11 protein-coding genes are annotated in these 17,903 nt (G+C 33.0%); 3 read left to right on the top strand and 8 right to left on the bottom strand.

Annotation, left to right across the window (positions count from 1 at the left end; genetic code table 11):
* Positions 1–99: 99 nt before the first annotated feature.
* From LOS89_RS01340 to LOS89_RS01305, 8 genes are all read right to left on the bottom strand, one after another.
* Positions 100–789: a T9SS type A sorting domain-containing protein gene (locus LOS89_RS01340; RefSeq protein ID WP_231835934.1), complete on the bottom strand. Its 690-nt coding sequence runs from the start codon at positions 787–789 to the stop codon at positions 100–102.
* 58 nt (positions 790–847) lie between these two features.
* Positions 848–2,284, bottom strand: coding sequence for an alpha-amylase family glycosyl hydrolase (locus tag LOS89_RS01335; protein ID WP_231835933.1), 1,437 nt, complete (start codon positions 2,282–2,284; stop codon positions 848–850).
* Positions 2,285–2,290: 6 nt separating this feature from the next.
* Entirely contained in the window at positions 2,291–4,126 is a 1,836-nt protein-coding gene (locus tag LOS89_RS01330) for a glycoside hydrolase family 13 protein (protein ID WP_231835932.1), read from the bottom strand.
* Positions 4,127–4,192: 66 nt separating this feature from the next.
* A complete protein-coding gene (locus tag LOS89_RS01325; RefSeq protein ID WP_231835931.1) occupies positions 4,193–6,304 on the bottom strand; it encodes a glycoside hydrolase family 97 protein in 2,112 nt (703 codons plus the stop codon).
* Positions 6,305–6,320: 16 nt separating this feature from the next.
* Entirely contained in the window at positions 6,321–8,630 is a 2,310-nt protein-coding gene (mdxK, locus tag LOS89_RS01320) for a maltose phosphorylase MdxK (protein ID WP_231835930.1), read from the bottom strand.
* Positions 8,631–8,674: 44 nt separating this feature from the next.
* Positions 8,675–9,325 carry a beta-phosphoglucomutase gene (pgmB, locus tag LOS89_RS01315; RefSeq protein WP_231835929.1) on the bottom strand — a complete coding sequence of 217 codons (651 nt, stop codon included), beginning with the start codon at positions 9,323–9,325 and terminating at the stop codon, positions 8,675–8,677.
* A gap of 3 nt (positions 9,326–9,328) precedes the next feature.
* Complete coding sequence (locus LOS89_RS01310; protein WP_231835928.1) at positions 9,329–10,675, bottom strand: MFS transporter; 1,347 nt, start codon at positions 10,673–10,675, stop codon at positions 9,329–9,331.
* Between the two features lie 202 nt (positions 10,676–10,877).
* Positions 10,878–11,903 carry a LacI family DNA-binding transcriptional regulator gene (locus tag LOS89_RS01305; protein WP_231835927.1) on the bottom strand — a complete coding sequence of 342 codons (1,026 nt, stop codon included), beginning with the start codon at positions 11,901–11,903 and terminating at the stop codon, positions 10,878–10,880.
* A 225-nt stretch (positions 11,904–12,128) separates the two neighbouring features.
* Here LOS89_RS01305 and LOS89_RS01300 point away from each other — a divergent pair, with 225 nt between their 5' ends.
* The 3 genes from LOS89_RS01300 to LOS89_RS01290 are packed head-to-tail and all read left to right on the top strand — an operon-like array spanning position 12,129 to position 17,854.
* Complete coding sequence (locus tag LOS89_RS01300) at positions 12,129–15,188, top strand: SusC/RagA family TonB-linked outer membrane protein (protein ID WP_231835926.1); 3,060 nt, start codon at positions 12,129–12,131, stop codon at positions 15,186–15,188.
* Between the two features lie 10 nt (positions 15,189–15,198).
* Positions 15,199–16,746, top strand: a complete 1,548-nt coding sequence (locus LOS89_RS01295; RefSeq protein WP_231835925.1) for a RagB/SusD family nutrient uptake outer membrane protein — start codon at positions 15,199–15,201, stop codon at positions 16,744–16,746.
* Positions 16,747–16,765: 19 nt separating this feature from the next.
* Positions 16,766–17,854 carry a SusE domain-containing protein gene (locus LOS89_RS01290; RefSeq protein ID WP_231835924.1) on the top strand — a complete coding sequence of 363 codons (1,089 nt, stop codon included), beginning with the start codon at positions 16,766–16,768 and terminating at the stop codon, positions 17,852–17,854.
* Positions 17,855–17,903: the final 49 nt, after the last annotated feature.

Raw genomic sequence — 17,903 nt, 5'->3', positions numbered from 1 at the left:
AAGTTATAATTATTTAAATTGTTTAAATTTAATAATCGAACATAAAAAAACTACTATTTATTTTTTTATAAATAGTAGTTCAAGGCAATTATATTTTGTTTAAAAAATAAATTTAATCCAGTTTTCCTTTTCATTAGAAGTAACTCTAGCAAAGTAAATTCCTCTATCTGATAGCTGCAAGTTCAGTTCATTACCCGATAAAACCAATACCGATTTTATTTTTTGACCCGTAATTGAATAAATATCAAGATGAATGTCATTAGCAGATAAATTTAAAACATTTCCTTTTACGACGCTCACTTTTACCTCTTGTTGAAAATCAACTGAAGATAAGGTGCCCGGGGTAAATCCATAATTGGTTCCAATCAAATTCGCGGATTGTCTGCTACCATTAAAATTTCTTATGATAAAATACCAATTATTCACATAAGTAGACTGAGGAATTAATCCACTAGTTTGAGTAAACTCACTAAAATAATTTCTAGTTGCTAAATTTAAAGTTGCTACATATGCACCAACAGAGCTATTCCAAGTTAATGGAATTAAAGTTCCTGGATCAGTCCAAATATCATGATAATCCCATGTTGATGAAACCCCGTCTGTTTCTAAACCTGTATAGAGATATAAATTAAGGTTTCCTAATGGATCAAATAAAGAATAATCTCCTGTTGAACCATACGTTACAGTTAAAGTGCCACTATTCATTCCAAAAGGATTCGGAGTAACTATCAACTGAGATTGAACAAACTGAAAAAACAAGATAAGACTAATAAGTAATGTTTTTTTCATAATGATAATTAATTAAGTTAATAAATATTTAAACCAAAAAAGAAAACTTTAAAAATTACTAATTTACCAATACAAAGTATTGCCAAGGCAAAATTGTGTAAACTTGTTTTTCGTTTAGCCCCATCATTTTACCTGTCATATAATTTATAAATTCACCTGTAATCGCAATTTTTGTATTTATTGGATTGTTTGAAAAATTCGCAATATAAACTACTTTTTTACCATTTTTTTCACGAACAAAAGCTAAAACATTGGCATCATCATCCGTTTTAATTCTAGTATAGTTTGCTTTGCTTTTTCCACCATTTAAAGCCAGAGTTTCTGATTTTAATTTTCCTAATTTTGCTCTTAATTCCCAATCTTTTCCTTTTGTTTTTGGAATAGAATCTTTTTCAAAAAACTTCAAACTGTGATTCAAACCGTATTCATTTCCACTGTAAATTAATGGCATTCCAGGCATCACATAAGATAAAGCAGTCATTGCTTCTTCTGCTTTCCCTAATCTCCCTTTGATAGTACCGTTCCAAGAATTTTCATCGTGGTTATCTACAAAATTCATTAGGATATCATCAGAACTATATTTACTTTCATTTTCCGTCATGAATTTATCCCAATCTTTCACGGTATTTTTCCCTTGAGCGATTCTATTCATGGTATGATGTGCTTCCCAACCGTAAGCCATATCAAACAAACCCTCTTTTAATAATTCCGGTTCCCAAGCCTCGGCCAACATGAAAATATTTTTTTCTTTTCGTAATTGTGGGATAGCTTGTTGCCAAAAATCCGTTGGAACATTACTTGCCACATCGCAACGGAAACCATCGATGTTTTCGTTTTTGATCCAATGCAACATATCAGAAGTCATTTCCTTGCGAAGCTCTTTATTATCATAATTCAAATCGGCAACATCTGTCCAACCCCAAGATTCTCCAGTCTCTGGATTAATAGGATCGATAATTTCACCTTTTGCATTTTTTGTATAAAATTCCGGGTGTTCTTTAATCCAAACATGATCCCAACCTGTGTGATTTGGAACCCAATCTAAAATAACATAAATCCCATTTTCATGAGCTGTTTTAACTAAATTTCTAAAGTCTTCAATTGTTCCAAATTCAGGATTTACTTTTTTGAAATCGGAAACTGCATAATAACTTCCTAAGTATTTCTGTTGTTCCGCTTCAGGCATTTCAGAAGCAAATTTGCTATCATCGCCACCTGTTGCTTTTCTTTTGGTTTGAGAAATTGGAAAAATTGGCATTACCCAAATAATTTTCACTCCTAATTCTTTCAATTGCGGAATGTCTTTTGTAAAGGCATTAAAAGTTCCTTCAGGCGAATACTGACGAATGTTTACTTCGTAAATAACCGCGTTTTCTTCTACTTCAGGAGAAAATGCAACAATACTTTCTTCTTGTTTTTCTACTTCTTGTTTTTCTTCATTTTTACAACTGAATAAAGTTAAAACAGCTAATGCAGTAACAATTGTCTTTTTCATTTTGTTTTATTTTAATTCTAAAATTAAACTTGATTTTCCTTCAATTAAAATATCTTGTTTTAAATCGATTTTTCTACCAGAAATAACATCTATACCTGAATTGTATTTTTTTAAATTTTCTTCAAAATGACTGTTCTTAATTTGATGTTTATTTACATCATTATTAATTACAACCATCACGCTTTCTTTATCGTTGTGACGGAAATATACATACACGTTATTTTCCGGAATGTAATGCGTTAATTTCCCCGAATGAATTACTTCTTTATTCTTTCTCCAATTCAATACTTTTTTGGTGAAATCAAAAAATTTCTTTTGCATTTCAGTTCGTCCAGAATTGGTAAAAGCGTTATTAGTATCACCTTTCCAACCACCAGGGAAATCTTGACGAATATCAGCATCGCCTTTTCCTTTATCACCAGCCATTCCTATTTCGGAACCATAGTATAATTGTGGAATTCCACGAGTGGTTGCCAACAACGTAATTCCTAATTGGTATTTCGCAAAATCATTTTTATAAATCTGATTAAAACGACCTGTATCGTGATTCTCTAAAAATATCAACAAATTATTCGGATTTGCATACAAGAAATCATTGGTGAAATTCTCGTAAAATTTAATCATTCCGTTGCTCCAATCGGCTCTATCTTCATTGAAAACATTCCCAAAAACATCATGTAACGTAAAATCCATTACACTTGGTAAATACGAATTATAACTTTGAATTTTTGAAATAGGGCTATCTTTTTGCCAATATGAAATTTGGGCTTGATCGTGCATCCAAACTTCCCCAACAATATTAAAATAAGGATATTCGTCAGTAATCGCTTTTGTCCATTTTGCAATTCCGTCTTTATCGTTATACGAATACGTATCTACTCTATAACCATCTAAATCGGCATATTCTATCCACCAAATCGCATTTTGAATTAAGTAATTCAACACTAATGGATTCGACTGATTTAAATCGGGCATACTTGGTACAAACCATCCGTCCATGCAATATTTCGCATCGCGGTCAGAAGCGTTCGGATCAAACTGCGTAGTCATGCGATAATTGCTTTGAGCGTACCCCGGAAATTGATGAAACCAATCATACGTTGGCATATCTTTAAACATCCAATGTTCAGCGCCCCAGTGATTCGTTACATAATCTTTGATTAATTTCATGTCGCGTTTGTGCATTTCCGCAGCTAAACGTTTGTAATCTTCATTAGTTCCGTAACGCGCATCGATTTGATATACATCCGATTGTCCGTACGTGTGATACGAATAGCCTTTATCGTTGTCTTCGCAAAGTGGTGTTGACCAAATTGCCGTTGCGCCTAATTCTTGGATATAATCTAAATGATCGATGATTCCTTGAATGTCGCCACCATGTCTTCCACCTGGTAAACTTCTATTTCCTTTTTCTTGTAATTTTGAAGAAGAATCGTTGCTTTCGTCACCATTTGCAAAACGATCCGGCATTAGCAAATACATCACATCTGAAGCATCGAAGCTTTTTCTATTAGCTGAATTTTCTTTTCTCTTTTGGATTTCGAAATCTTTTGAAAATGATTTTTTACCGTTTTTAAATTGAAACTTCAGCGTTTGCGCGGCAACATTTTTAGTATCAATCGTAACGAAAAGATAATTTGGATTCTCAGTTTTAGTGACATTTGTAATCACAACATTATTCGAAACCGAAACTGAATTTTGCGCTATATTTTTTCCGTAAAACAGAATTTGAATTTCGCTTTTGTTCATTCCTTCAAACCAAAATGGCGGTTCCATTTTATCGATTTGAGCAGAAATTGAAATTGTAAATAGTGTTGTAAGTATGTACAGTAGTTTTTTCATAATCTAAAATTGTCTACTTAATAAAATCCCTCCAATCGCCAGCATGACAAAAGGAGGAATTTATGATTATTTTACCTCAACAATACTGATAGCGTAACCACCACCTGCAGCTGAAGTCATTTTTAGTTTTGTTTTATTGGTAACTTTTTGTTTCGAAATTACATAAGCTTGAGGATTTGTTTTATAGTCCGCATCTTTTGCATCAGCATAAATAGTTGCTTCATATTTTTTTCCTTTTTCTAAGAAATCTAAGCTAATTGTTGCATTTCTTTTATTGTATCCGTTAGTGTTACCCACAAACCAATTGTTTGAATTTTTATCTTTTCTAGCAATTGTTAAATAGTAACCCGGCTCAGCTTCTAAATATTTTGTTGTTGACCAATCAACCGGAACATCTTTAATAAATTGGAACGCATCTAAGAAACGATTGTAATTTTCTGGTAAGTCAGCAGCCATTTGAAGTGGACTGTACATGGTTACATACAATGCTAATTGGTTTGCAATTGTAGCGTTTACATGAGAATTATTATCTGGATTTATATTAGCAATATCCATTTCGAAAACTCCCGGAGTGTAATCCATTGGTCCACCAATTAATCTTGTGAAAGGTAAAATCGTAGTATGATTTGCTTTTGAACCGCCGAAAGCTTGGAATTCTGTTCCACGAGCTGATTCGTTTCCAATCATATTAGGATACGTTCTACAAATTCCTGTTGGACGAACTGCTTCGTGTGCATTAATCATAATTTTATAATCAGCCGCTTTTTCAACTACATATTGGTAGTGATTGATAATTGATTGCGAATAATGGTGTTCACCTAATGGTAAAATATTGCCCACATAACCTGTTTTAGCAGCATCGTAACCATGATCGTTCATAAATTGAAACGCTTTGTCTAAATGACGCTCATAATTTCTAGTTGAACCCGAAGTTTCGTGATGCATAATCATTTTTACACCTTTTGATTTGGCATAATTTTCAATTTCTACCACATTAAAATCAGGATAAGGCGACACGAAATCGAAAACATAGTCTTTTTCGTGTCCAAACCAATCTTCCCAACCTTGGTTCCAACCCTCTACTAAAACACCATCAAAACCGTGAAGCGCTGCAAAATCGATTAACTCTTTTACGTGTTTAGTAGTTGCTCCGTGTTTTCCGTTTGGTTTCGTTTTAGAATAATCTGTAATTCCTAATTGTACAGAAGGGACATCATCGGTGTAAGCCCAAGAACTTTTTCCGGTAATCATTTCCCACCAAACACCAACATATTTTACTGGTTTAATCCAAGACGTATCTTCAAGTTTACAAGGATCATTTAAGTTCAACGTCATACGAGAAGCTAAAATATCACGTGCATCGTAACTTGCAATAATCGTTCTCCATGGTGAAGTAAAAGGCGCTTGCATGTGACCTTTATCGCCACGAGCATCAGGAGTTAAATGCGATTTAAACACCATGTTTTTATCGTCTAAATCCAAATTCATTAACGAATAATCGATTAACGCTGCTTCGTGTAAATTGATATACAATCCATCAGCCGACTTCATCATTAATGATGTTTGCACGCCTGTTTCAGAAAATTGCGTTTGCGAAGCATTTGAAGTCAAAGCCGATTTAAATAACGATCTGATTTCTGATAATTTCGATTCCGTATAATCGTATTCTTGCGTATCATAATCACCCGGAATCCACAAAGCAGTGTGATCGCCAGTCATTGCAAACTCTGTACGTTCTTCCTTGATGATAAAATAGATCAACTCTTTTTGTTCAGGAAACTCATAACGGAAACCTAAACCTTCATCAAACAAACGGAAACGAACGATTAATTTTCTATTGGTTTCTTTCTGTTTAAGCGTTACCACTAATTCATTGTAATGATTTTTGATTGCTGATTCTTCTCCCCAAACTGGATTCCACATTTCGTTATGTGCACCTCTAGCTTCATTTACTAATTCAAAATCATTTACTAAAGACTTTTTATCATCTTTAATATAAAAACCCAATTTACTAGGCTTAATTACTTCTTTTCCTTTCAAATACAAAGCATACGTTGGTTCGCCACTTTTAGAAAGTGAAAAATTCATTTCAAATGCTCCGTTTGGTGATTTTAGTTTTTGTGCATAACCATTAAAAAGGTTTAGAACAACAACTAAGATTACTGCAATTTTTTTCATCTGTTTTTTTTGTTATTTAAGATGCTGAACCCAATTCAGCATGACAATTATGTTCTTCCCCATTTACCAAAACAGTAAAATCGTTTTCACCGTCTACTTTTATAGAAACTTCGTTTTGATTTACTTCAACTTTTACGATCGTATTTCTGAAATTCACTTTAAACGAAAATCCTTTCCATTGCGAAGGAATTTTTGGCTCGAAAGACAATTTTCCGTCTTTAACACGCATTCCTCCAAAACCTTCTACAATACTCATCCAAGTTCCTGCCATTGATGTAATATGTAAACCTTCATGAACTTCTTTATTATAATCGTCTAAATCTAAACGAGAAGTTCGTAAGTAGAACGTATACGCTTGTTCCATTCTGCCTAAAACAGCCGCTTGAATGGAATGAACACAAGGTGACAATGAACTCTCATGAACTGTAAATGGTTCGTAAAAATTAAAATGTTTCTCTAATTCTTCTTTTGTAAAATGGTCTTCGAAGAAATAGAAACCTTGCAATGTATCGGCTTGTTTGATATATGGCGAACGTAAAATTCTATCCCAAGACCATTTTTGGTTAATTGGGCGTTGCGCTTTATCTAATTCGGCAACAGTTACCAATTCTTTATCTAAAAATCCGTCTTGTTGTAAATATACACCATATTCTTCAGAATAAGGAAAATACATATTATCTGCAACTTCTTTCCATGAATCCATTTCAGTTTGCGATAATTTTACCTTATTCATAATTCTAGTAAAATCAGATTGGTAATCTGAATTCACTTTTTGAATTTGTTCTAAAGTATATTGAATACACCATTTGGCAATATAATTTGTATACCAATTGTTATTCACGTTGTTTTCGTATTCATTTGGTCCCGTAACACCAAGAATCACATATTGATTTCTGTAAGTTGAGAAAGTAGCTCTTTGATGCCAAAAACGCGCAATTCCAATTAACACTTCTAAACCTTTTTCAGGAATATAGGAATAATCACCTGTAAATCTATAATAGTTGTAAATAGCAAAAGCGATGGCACCATTTCTGTGAATTTCCTCGAAAGTAATTTCCCATTCGTTATGACATTCTTCACCATTCATGGTTACCATTGGATACAAAGCAGCACCATTTTTGAAACCTAACTTTTCAGCATTTTCAATGGCTTTATCCAATTGATTGTATCGATATGCTAATAGATTTCTGGCTACTTGTTGGTCTTTGGTTGCCATATAGAAAGGAATACAATACGCTTCGGTATCCCAATACGTAGAACCGCCATATTTTTCGCCTGTAAATCCTTTTGGACCAATATTTAATCTTGAATCTTTTCCTAAATAGGTTTGGTTTAACTGGAAAATATTAAAACGAATTCCTTGTTGCGCTTTTACATCGCCATCAATAGTAATATCGCTCATTTCCCAAATTTTAGCCCAAGCTTGTTTTTGGTTTTCAAATAATTGATTGTAGCTAATTTCGTTAGCTTTTTCAATTACTTTTTTTGAAGCCAAAATCAATTCATCAACAGGATGATTCATGCTTGAAACATAACCACCAAATTTTTGAAGTGTTACTTTTTGCCCTTTTGAAGCGGCTATTTCGTAAGAGAAAGAAATTTTTGAAGCTTCTTTTGCTACCTCAATAGGTTTTACATCAGAAAATGCATCATTTACCAAAACCGAATTGTACATATATGTTGAAACCGTAAACTTTGTTTTTAAAGTTCGAGCTACTACATATGCTTGATTATCTTGATTTTTAACTTCTAAGGTTTCCCAAAAACGTTCTTCCCAATTAGTATCTTCATTTTCGATTCCGGCATCAACATACGGTTTAAAAACAACCTTTGCATCTTGATTTAGTGGCGTAACTTCATATTGAATAGCTCCTAATTCATCGATTTCTAAAGAAAGAAAACGATTTACATTTACCGCAACTTCAACACCATTTTGCAATATAATTTCGAAAGAACGATTGTACCAACCTTCTTTCATATTTAACTCACGGCGGAAGTTTTTCACTACTTTACATGAAGCTAAATCAAGTTTTTCACCGTTAATTTCAACATTGATTCCAATCCAGTTTGGTGCATTTAAAACTTTTGCAAAATACTCTGGGTAACCGTTTTTCCACCAACCCACTTTTGTTTTATCTGGATAATAAACTCCGGCAATGTAAGAACCTTGAAAGGTTTTTCCTGAATAATATTCTTCAAAATTAGCGCGTTGCCCCATAGCACCGTTTCCGATACTAAACAAGCTTTCAGAAGATTTAACTCGCTCTGCATCAAATCCTTCTTCAATAATCGACCAATTGTCGGGTTTAATATAATCTTGATTCATTTTTGTAATTTGTCAATTTTGTTAATTTATCAATTGGCTATTTTTTAACCAATTAATTGAGATAAAAAGGCTTCATCTATAAAAGTGAAATCTTTGAAATTGTATTTTGCTTCATGTAGAACTGTTTTATCACCTATTCCTACACTTATCATGTTAGCTATATTAGCCGCTTGAACTCCGGCCACCGAATCTTCAAAAACGATAGCATTCTCATTTGAAACACCAACCAACTGAGCTGCTCTTAAAAAGACTTCAGGATCTGGTTTTGCATTGGAAACGTCATTACCATCCACAATAGCATCAAAAAAGTGCATGATGTTTGTTTTTTCTAAAATAGGTCGCGCGTTTTTACTAGCCGAACCTAAGGCAATGAATTGGTTTTTACTTTTCAAATATTCCAATACTTTTAGTACACCTGGAAGAATTTCACTTTCGTCCATGTCTACTAAATAGGAAAGGTATTCTTCATTTTTTTGAACCAACCATTTGTTTTTATCTTCTTGGGAAGCTTGTACGTTTCCCAATTCTAAAATAATGTCTAACGAACGTACACGGCTCACGCCTTTTAAACCTTCGTTATGTTCGTGCGTAAATTCGATTCCTAATTGGTTGGCCAACTTTTGCCAAGCTAAAAAATGATATTTAGCCGTGTCAACAATTACGCCATCAAGGTCGAATATGAATGCTTTTTTCATTGTCTAAATATCTTTTTGATCTTTAACTTTTAACACCAAAAGTGCTGCCAATAGGAAACTTACACCACTCATAACAATAGCATAAATAGCATGATCGTTATAAACGTATTTCACTAAAGGACCACCAATTAAAGCGTTAATAATTTGTGGAATTACAATAAAGAAGTTGAAAATCCCCATGTAAACGCCCATTTTTTTTGGTTGAATAGAACCCGCCAAAATAGCGTAAGGCATAGCCAAAATACTTGCCCAAGCAAATCCGACTAAAACCATTGAGAATATTAAAGCCTCTTTGTTAGGCATAAAATACATCGAGATTAATCCGATTCCACCTAAAACTAAAGAAAGTGCGTGTGTTTTTCTTCGTCCAATTTGTTTTGCGATGTAAGGCAACGCAAAAGCTACTACAGCTGAAACTGCATTGTAAACTCCGAAAATAATTCCTACCCAATCTCCAGCAGATTGAAATTCTGGACTTTTAGTATCACCTACTGATAACCCATAAATGTGTTGAGCAATCGCAGGAGTTGTAAAAACCCACATACCAAACAATCCAAACCAGGAGAAGAATTGTACCCAACTTAGCTGACGCATAGTTTCTGGCATTTTAGCGAAATCTGTAAAAACATCTGAAAGTTTGGCTTCTTTGGTTTCACCAATAGCTTCTTTGTGTTCTTTTTCGTCTCTAAATTGTTCTAATTCTTCTGGAGAATATTCTTTAGTAGTTAAAACGGTAACTAAAATAGAAGCCACTAAAATTAGAGCTCCAATAATAAAAGAATAAATTAAGTTTAATGGAACGGCAGAAGTTTCTGAAGGTTGATTACTGATTCCAAACCAATTGGTTAATACATATGGCAACCATGATCCTACCACGGCTCCAATTCCAATTAATGCGGTTTGAACGCTAAAACCTAACGTATGTTGGTCTGCCCTTAAATTATCTCCCACCAAAGCACGGAACGGTTCCATTGCAATGTTAAAAGACGCATCCATAATCATTAACATTCCGGCACCAACCCAAAGAGCAGGCATAAATGCAATGAATATTTCGGCTTGCGGCATTAAAATTAAACCTACTGATGCTAAGAGAGCTCCTGCTAAGAAATAAGGTTTCCTTCTACCAAATTTAGACCAAGTATTATCGCTATAATGTCCGATTATTGGTTGCACAATCAATCCCATTAAAGGAGCAATTATCCAAAACCATGATAATTCATGAACATCGGCACCAAAAAGCTGAAGAATTCTACTTGCGTTAGCATTTTGTAGGGCAAAACCCATTTGGATTCCTAAAAAACCGAAACTCATGTTCCAAATTTCCCAGAAACCTAATTTACGCTTTTCCATTATCGTAATTTATTTATTAATAAAACGATAAGCGTTTGTATGTGCTTATCAAAACTTATGTTTTAGAAGTGAAGTTATAAGCTTTGATTCTGTAAATTTAATATTATTTTTTTTAAACAAACAAAAAAAAAGTCAATATTATCATTATTAAAATCAGATTTTGAAAAATGCAAAATGTTGATTTTTAATAAATTAAACAAAACTATTTCGTTGTCGTAGATTCTCTAAAAATTAGATTTGTTTCGATTAATTCTGTCTTGTAATGTTCATCTTCTTCGTCTTCCAATTCCAATCGTTCAATTAACATTTGCGCAGATTTTCTTCCCATTTTAATACCATTCTGACTAACCGTTGATATGCTTGGAGTTGAAAATTGAGAAATAATCCCATCGGTAAAACCAATAACAGAAATATCTTCAGGTACTTTTAAATTGTTTTTAGCTGCCAATTTAATTGCTGTAACAGCAAACAATTCGTTAACTGCAAATATGGCATCGCATTTAACATTTTTAATGAGATTTTCTATTTTAACAGAGCAATTTTCGATGTCTTCAATCTTAACAATTAAATCTTCATCTATTGTAATCCCATTAGCCAAAAGTGCTTTTTTGTAACCATCGGTTCTTAATTTACCTACACTTACATAATCTATAGTAGTGATTAATCCAATCTTTTTAAATCCACTATCGATAAAAAATTGAACCGCATTAAACGCAGCTTCTTGATCATCAATAATAACTTTATCACAAAAAACATCATTGGTTACCCTATCAAACATTACAACTGGCATACCTTGATTGATAATTTCTTGAATATGATGAAAATCTTTCTTTTGCTGTGTCTCTTTAGATAAAGACATGATAAAACCATCTGTACTACCATTTGCCAATAATTCCATATTGATTACTTCTTTATCAAACGATTCATCGGATAAACATACAATTACATTGTAGCCACTTTCATTTGCAACTTGCTCTATACCACTAATTACTGTAGCAAAAAAATGATGAACTATTTCAGGAATGATAATCCCAATAGTTTTCGTTTTTTTATTTTTTAAACTTAGCGCAATATTGTTTGGCTTATAGTTATAAAGCTTTGCAAAAGCCTGAACTTTTAATCTCGTATCTTCACTTATTTCATGACTATCTCTCAAGGACTTGGAAACAGTTGATATTGAGACATCTAATTCTTTTGCAATTTGCTTTAAAGTTACTTTTTTTCTCATTGTAGTTTGTGGCAAAATATTAATATTAACTAAAAGTAGCTATTTTTTTTTATGTATCGTAAAATTTCAACGCAAAACATGTTAAAAAAATAAAGTTTTCAACACGAAAACGTTTTCGCAAAGCATTTCGTCGAGCATCATTTTTTTTATGCAATTTTTACATAAATTTAACATTAGAAGTGAATTTATAAGCAATTAAAAAACAATCTAATCTAAACAATTTGTATGAAAACACTGCAAAAAAAGCTGTTATTTTTCTTATTGATTTTGCCTTTGGGAATTCTAGCGCAAAGTACATTAAAAGGTACGGTGTTAGACGGAACTAATTCGGGTCCGTTACCAGGAGCAAACGTCCTTGTAGAAGGTACTAGCAATGGAACTACAACCGATTTTGATGGAAATTTTACGATTTCAAATATCAAAAAAGGGGATGTATTAGTAATATCTTATATTGGTTATAAAAACCAAAAAATCACTTACAACAATCAAAACAACATCACAATTACATTAGAAGAAGATTCTAAAGAATTAAAAGATGTTGTAGTTATTGGTTATGGAACAACAACTAAAAAAGATGCTACAGGTTCTGTAACTTCAATTACATCAAAGGAATTTAATAAAGGAGCAATTGTATCAGCAGATCAATTACTTACAGGTAAAGCACCTGGTGTTAGAATAACGAACAATGGAGGTCAACCAGATTCTGCACCAAATATTAGAATCAGAGGTGGATCTTCTTTAAACGCTAATAGTAGTCCTTTATTAGTTATTGATGGTATACCAGTTGATAATACAACTCCTGCTGGGGTTTCTAATCCATTATCATTAATAAACCCAAATGACATCGAAAGTTTTACCATTTTAAAAGATGCTTCAGCAACTGCAATCTATGGTTCTAGAGCATCAAATGGAGTTATAATAATTACAACTAAAAAAGGAAGTAAAGGAAGTCCAGAATTTAATTATTCTTCAAGTGTTTCTTTTGGAAAAGTTTCTAAAAAAATCAATGTAATGGATGGTAAAACATTCTCAAGATTTATTCAAGAATACCATCCAGACTTAGTAAATAATTTAGGTATTCCTGATCCTGATGCACCTATTGGTACAGTTGATGATCCAAGTACACCTGATATTATTGAAGGTCGTATATTATTTAACACTGACTGGCAAGATGCAATTTTTAGAAACTCTATTTCTACTGATCACAACTTAAGTGGTAGAGCTAATTTATTTGGATATTTACCATTTAGAGCATCTATTGGATATACTAGAAATGAAGGTATCGTTAAAACAAATGATTACGAAAGATATTCATATTCTATTAAAATGAATCCTACGATGCTTGATAGTCATTTAAAATTAGATGTTAATGCTAAAGGAATTATCACAGATAAAAACGCTATAGACGAAGGAAGTGCTTTAGCAGGAGCTGTCAACATGGATCCTACAAAACCAATCTACGATTCTAACAGTATTTTTGGTGGATATTATCAAACTATGACTTCAAGCAATCCAAATGTTGTTAGCGGTCAGTACAATCCTGTTGCTCTTTTAGAACAAAGAAGCAGACCTGAAAGAAGTATCCGTTTTTTAGGAAATATCGAAATGGATTACAAAATGCACTTTTTACCAGAATTAAGAGCGGTCGTGAATTTAGGATTGGATGCTTCAGAATCTAAAATTAGAGAAACTTTTACTAACAATGCTATTGCAACATACAACGGAACAAACGTTGTATTTAATCCTGGAAAAAATTATGAAGAAAATCAAACGATTACAAATACTACATTTGATGGTTATTTAGTTTATACTAAAAACATGACTGGTTTACTTAAAAAATTCGATATTCAAGGAGGTTATTCTTATCAAAACTTCAAAAACGATGGCAATAAAGAAATTTATCAATACAATCCAACAACCGGAGTTAGAGAACTTGTTATAAACCCAAATAATCTAAACAACAGGTATTATAACGAATTGAATTTGCAATCTTTCTTTGGAAGAACCAATCTTGATTTTGCAAACAAATACTTATTAACACTTTCATTCAGAGCTGACGGATCATCTTTATTTAGAGAAGAAGATAGATGGGGGTTTTTCCCAGCAGCAGCATTAGCTTGGAAAATAAAAGAAGAAGACTTTCTTAAAAACGTAACTTTTGTTAATGATTTAAAATTACGTTTGAGTGCGGGTAGAACAGGTCAACAAGACATTACTGGAAGTGTAGGCTTTTATCCATCAATTCCTTTATTCTCAATTGGTAGTACAACTAGTCAATACTTACCTGGTTCAAATTTATATTCGGCATTACCATTCAATGAAAATTTAACTTGGGAAAAAACTTCAACTGTAAATGCTGGATTAGATTTTAATTTCTTTAAAAACAGCTTAATCAGCGGTGCTTTTGATATTTATTATAATAAAACTTCCGATTTATTGGCAAGAGTTCCTACTGCGCCTGGACAGTATTTAAGTGATAGTTTCATTACTAATGTTGGAAAAACTGAAGGCAAAGGCTTTGAACTTAATTTAAATATTAAACCTATTTCTAACGATAATTCTACATTTGAGTTCTATTCAAATATTGCCTACAATAGTGTTGAAGTAACAGATTTAGGAGATGTTGAAAGATTAAACGCTGGAGGTGGATTACCTGTTGGAACTAATGTTAACTCTCAAGTAAATGCTGTTGGTTACCAACCTTATGCTTTTTGGTTATTCCAACAATTATATGACACTAATGGAAATGTAATCCCAGGAGCATTTGTTGACAGAAATGGAGATGGACAAATTACTAATGACGACCGTTACTATGTAGAAAGAACCCCAAAATGGACTTTTGGATTTGGATTTAACTACAACTATAAAAACTGGGATTTTGGAACAAGCTTTAGAGGACAATTTGGTGGACAAACTTATAACTCTAGAATTCTTACTTCAGGATGGATTAATGCAGCTGTACCAACAAACTCTAGCAGCTTATCAAATGTCTTAGATTTTTACGCAGGTGAAGCTAGTACATCTTTTATGAATTTTAATGGAAATGAAAAATTCTCAGACTACATGGTTGAAGACGCAACATTCTTAAGATGTGAAAATATAGTTTTAGGATATAGATTTAACAAATTCTATAAAGATGCTTCTTTAAGACTTTACGGAGCTGTTAATAACGCATTCCTTGTAACAAAATATGGAGGTCAAGACCCTGAAAATTTTGGTGGAATTGATAACAATTTCTATCCAAGACCAAGAGTATATACAGTAGGTTTAAGTTTAGATTTCTAAAAAAAATACTATGAAAAAAATAAAATTATTTAGCTTAATTGCATTACTATCAGTCTCAATTTCATGTACTGATGATTTAAATACTGAGCCAGTAGTAGAACTATCACTAGAACAACTTTTGGCACAAGACCCTAATGCAATAAATGGAATTATGTCAAAACTATATGGTTCATTTGCCTTGTCGGGACCTAATGGCCCAGGTAGCTCTGATATTAGTGATGACCCAGGAGAATCTCCATTCTTAAGAGGTATCGTAAATTTACAAGATTTTACTGCCGATGGAATGAAAAATAGATGGGGTGATGATGGTTTAGATCAATTAACAACTGCATCAAACTGGGATGAAAACAATAAATTCTTTAGATATTTATACAATAGAGTTTACTATACAGTACCTCAATGTAACAACTTATTAGTTGTATTAAACTCTGTATCTATAGACAATAAAGATCAAGTTATAGCTGAAGTTCGCTTTTTAAGATCTTTAGCTTATTACTACATGATTGATTGTTTTGGAAAAGGTGTATTAGTAACTGAAGCACAAAATGGTGTTTCAACTCCTTTACCTGAATCAACAAGAACAGAATTATTCAACTTTGTTGAAAGCGAGTTAATTCAAGCAATTGAAAATTTACCTCAAACTAATTCATATGGTAGAGCTAATAAATATGCTGCTTCAATGTTATTAGCAAAATTATATATGAATGCAGAAGTATATACAGGCACTCCTAGATACACAGACGCTTTAACATATATTAATAAAATCATTAATGAAGGTGGTTATGTATTAGATGACAACTTTGTAGAAGTTTTCTCTGCTGATAACTACATGTCTTCTGAAATTATTTTTCCTTTAATTGCTGATGCAATTGTAAGTCAAAGTTTTGGAAATACAACCTATATCATTAATGGTAGTATGAACAGTGCTACTATGACAACAACTCTATTTGGTAACCCTGGAGGTAATGATGCATGGGCAGGTCACAGAGCAACTAAAGCTTGGTATGGTTTATTTGGTCCATTAGGTTCTTCAACAGATGATAGAGCTGATTTATTTTGGACATCTGGACATACTTATGAAATGAATGATTATAAAGAATGGACTCATGGTTATCCTTCAACAAAGTTTAGAAATACAAATTTCCATTCTTCTTCGGGAACTCCTACTGTTTTTTCAAGCACTGATTTTCCACTTTATAGATTGTCCGATGTTTATTTAATGTATGCAGAATGTGCAATAAGAGGTGCAGGAGGAACATTAAGTCAAGCTGCAACTTATGTTAACTTGGTAAGAAATCGTTCAAATGCTACTTCAATAACTGAATCTGATCTTACATTAGACTTTATTCTAGACGAAAGAGGAAGAGAACTTAATTTAGAAGGACACAGAAGAAGTGACTTAATTCGTTTTGGAAAATTCACAGGTGGTTCATACCTATGGCCTTGGAAAGGTAACGTTCAAACTGGAACAAGCATCCCAAGCACATATAATGTTTTCCCAATTCCTCTAACTGCTTTACAAGCAAATCCAAATTTAACTCAAAACCCTGGTTATTAATATTAAAAGTATATCAAATATGAAAAATTTATTAAAAATAGGTGCATTAGCAATTTTATTTATAGCAAATGTGTCATGTGAAAATGATGATCAAACAATTATTAACCCTAGTGGTGGACCAGAATTATTAACTCCATTAACTGGAAGTGCTTATGTTCTTAATCCTGCCACAGCCTCTGCAGAAGTTACAACTTTAGTTTGGGATCATGCTGATTATGGTGTTCAAACTGAAATTAATTACGAAGTAGAAATGGCTCTTGCTGGAACTGACTTTGCAACAATTTACTCTGGAGGAACAACAAATAGTCGTTTTTACACATACACACATGAATCTTTAAATGCAATTGCTTTAGCAGCTGGTTTAGTACCTTATACAGCTGGAGATTTGGATGTAAGAATTAAATCATCTTTAGGAACAAATGGAGATGTAGTAGCTTACTCAAATGTAATTACTATTACAGTAACTCCTTATACAACCGATTTACCTAAACTTGCCGTAGCTGGTAATCATCAAGGTTGGAATGCTGGAAATGCTCCTCTAATAGCAGCTTCAGATTTTGGAAGAACTGACTTTGAAGGATATGTTTGGCTAGATGGTGAGTTTAAATTTGTTGCTCAAAGTGCTGATGGAACATTTAACTTCCCTCCCGCTGGCGGACCTGATTATGGAGACAATGGTGATTTCTCAGGAATCTTAGCTGAAACAGGAGAATCAAATTGTACTGCTATAGCAGGTTATTACAGAGTAAGAGCAAATACCGGTGCTATTACAGCTCAAAATCTTGATGGAATGACTTACTCAACAACTGCTGTAAGTTGGGGTATCATAGGAGCCGCAACTCCAACAGGTTGGGATTCAGACACTGACTTCACATACAATCCAACAACTAAAAAATTAGAAATTGCTAGTATTGCTTTAGTTCCAGGGAATTTCAAATTCAGAGGAAATAATGCTTGGAGCAATGGTTTTGACTTAGGAACTGTAAATGCTGATGGTTATTTAGTAGATGGTGGAGATTTAACATTCTCTGGCGCTGCTGGAAACTATAAAGTTATCTTAGACTTATCAAATCCAAGAAGATATACTTACGAGTTAATCGCTCTTTAATTATTAAATACAAAAGGGCTGCCTTAAAGCAGCCCTTTTTCCAATTTAC

The sequence above is a fragment of the Flavobacterium channae genome (assembly GCF_021172165.1).
In the GTDB taxonomy this organism is placed as follows: Bacteria; Bacteroidota; Bacteroidia; order Flavobacteriales; family Flavobacteriaceae; genus Flavobacterium; species Flavobacterium channae.
This window is presented reverse-complemented; position numbering and strand designations above follow the sequence as displayed.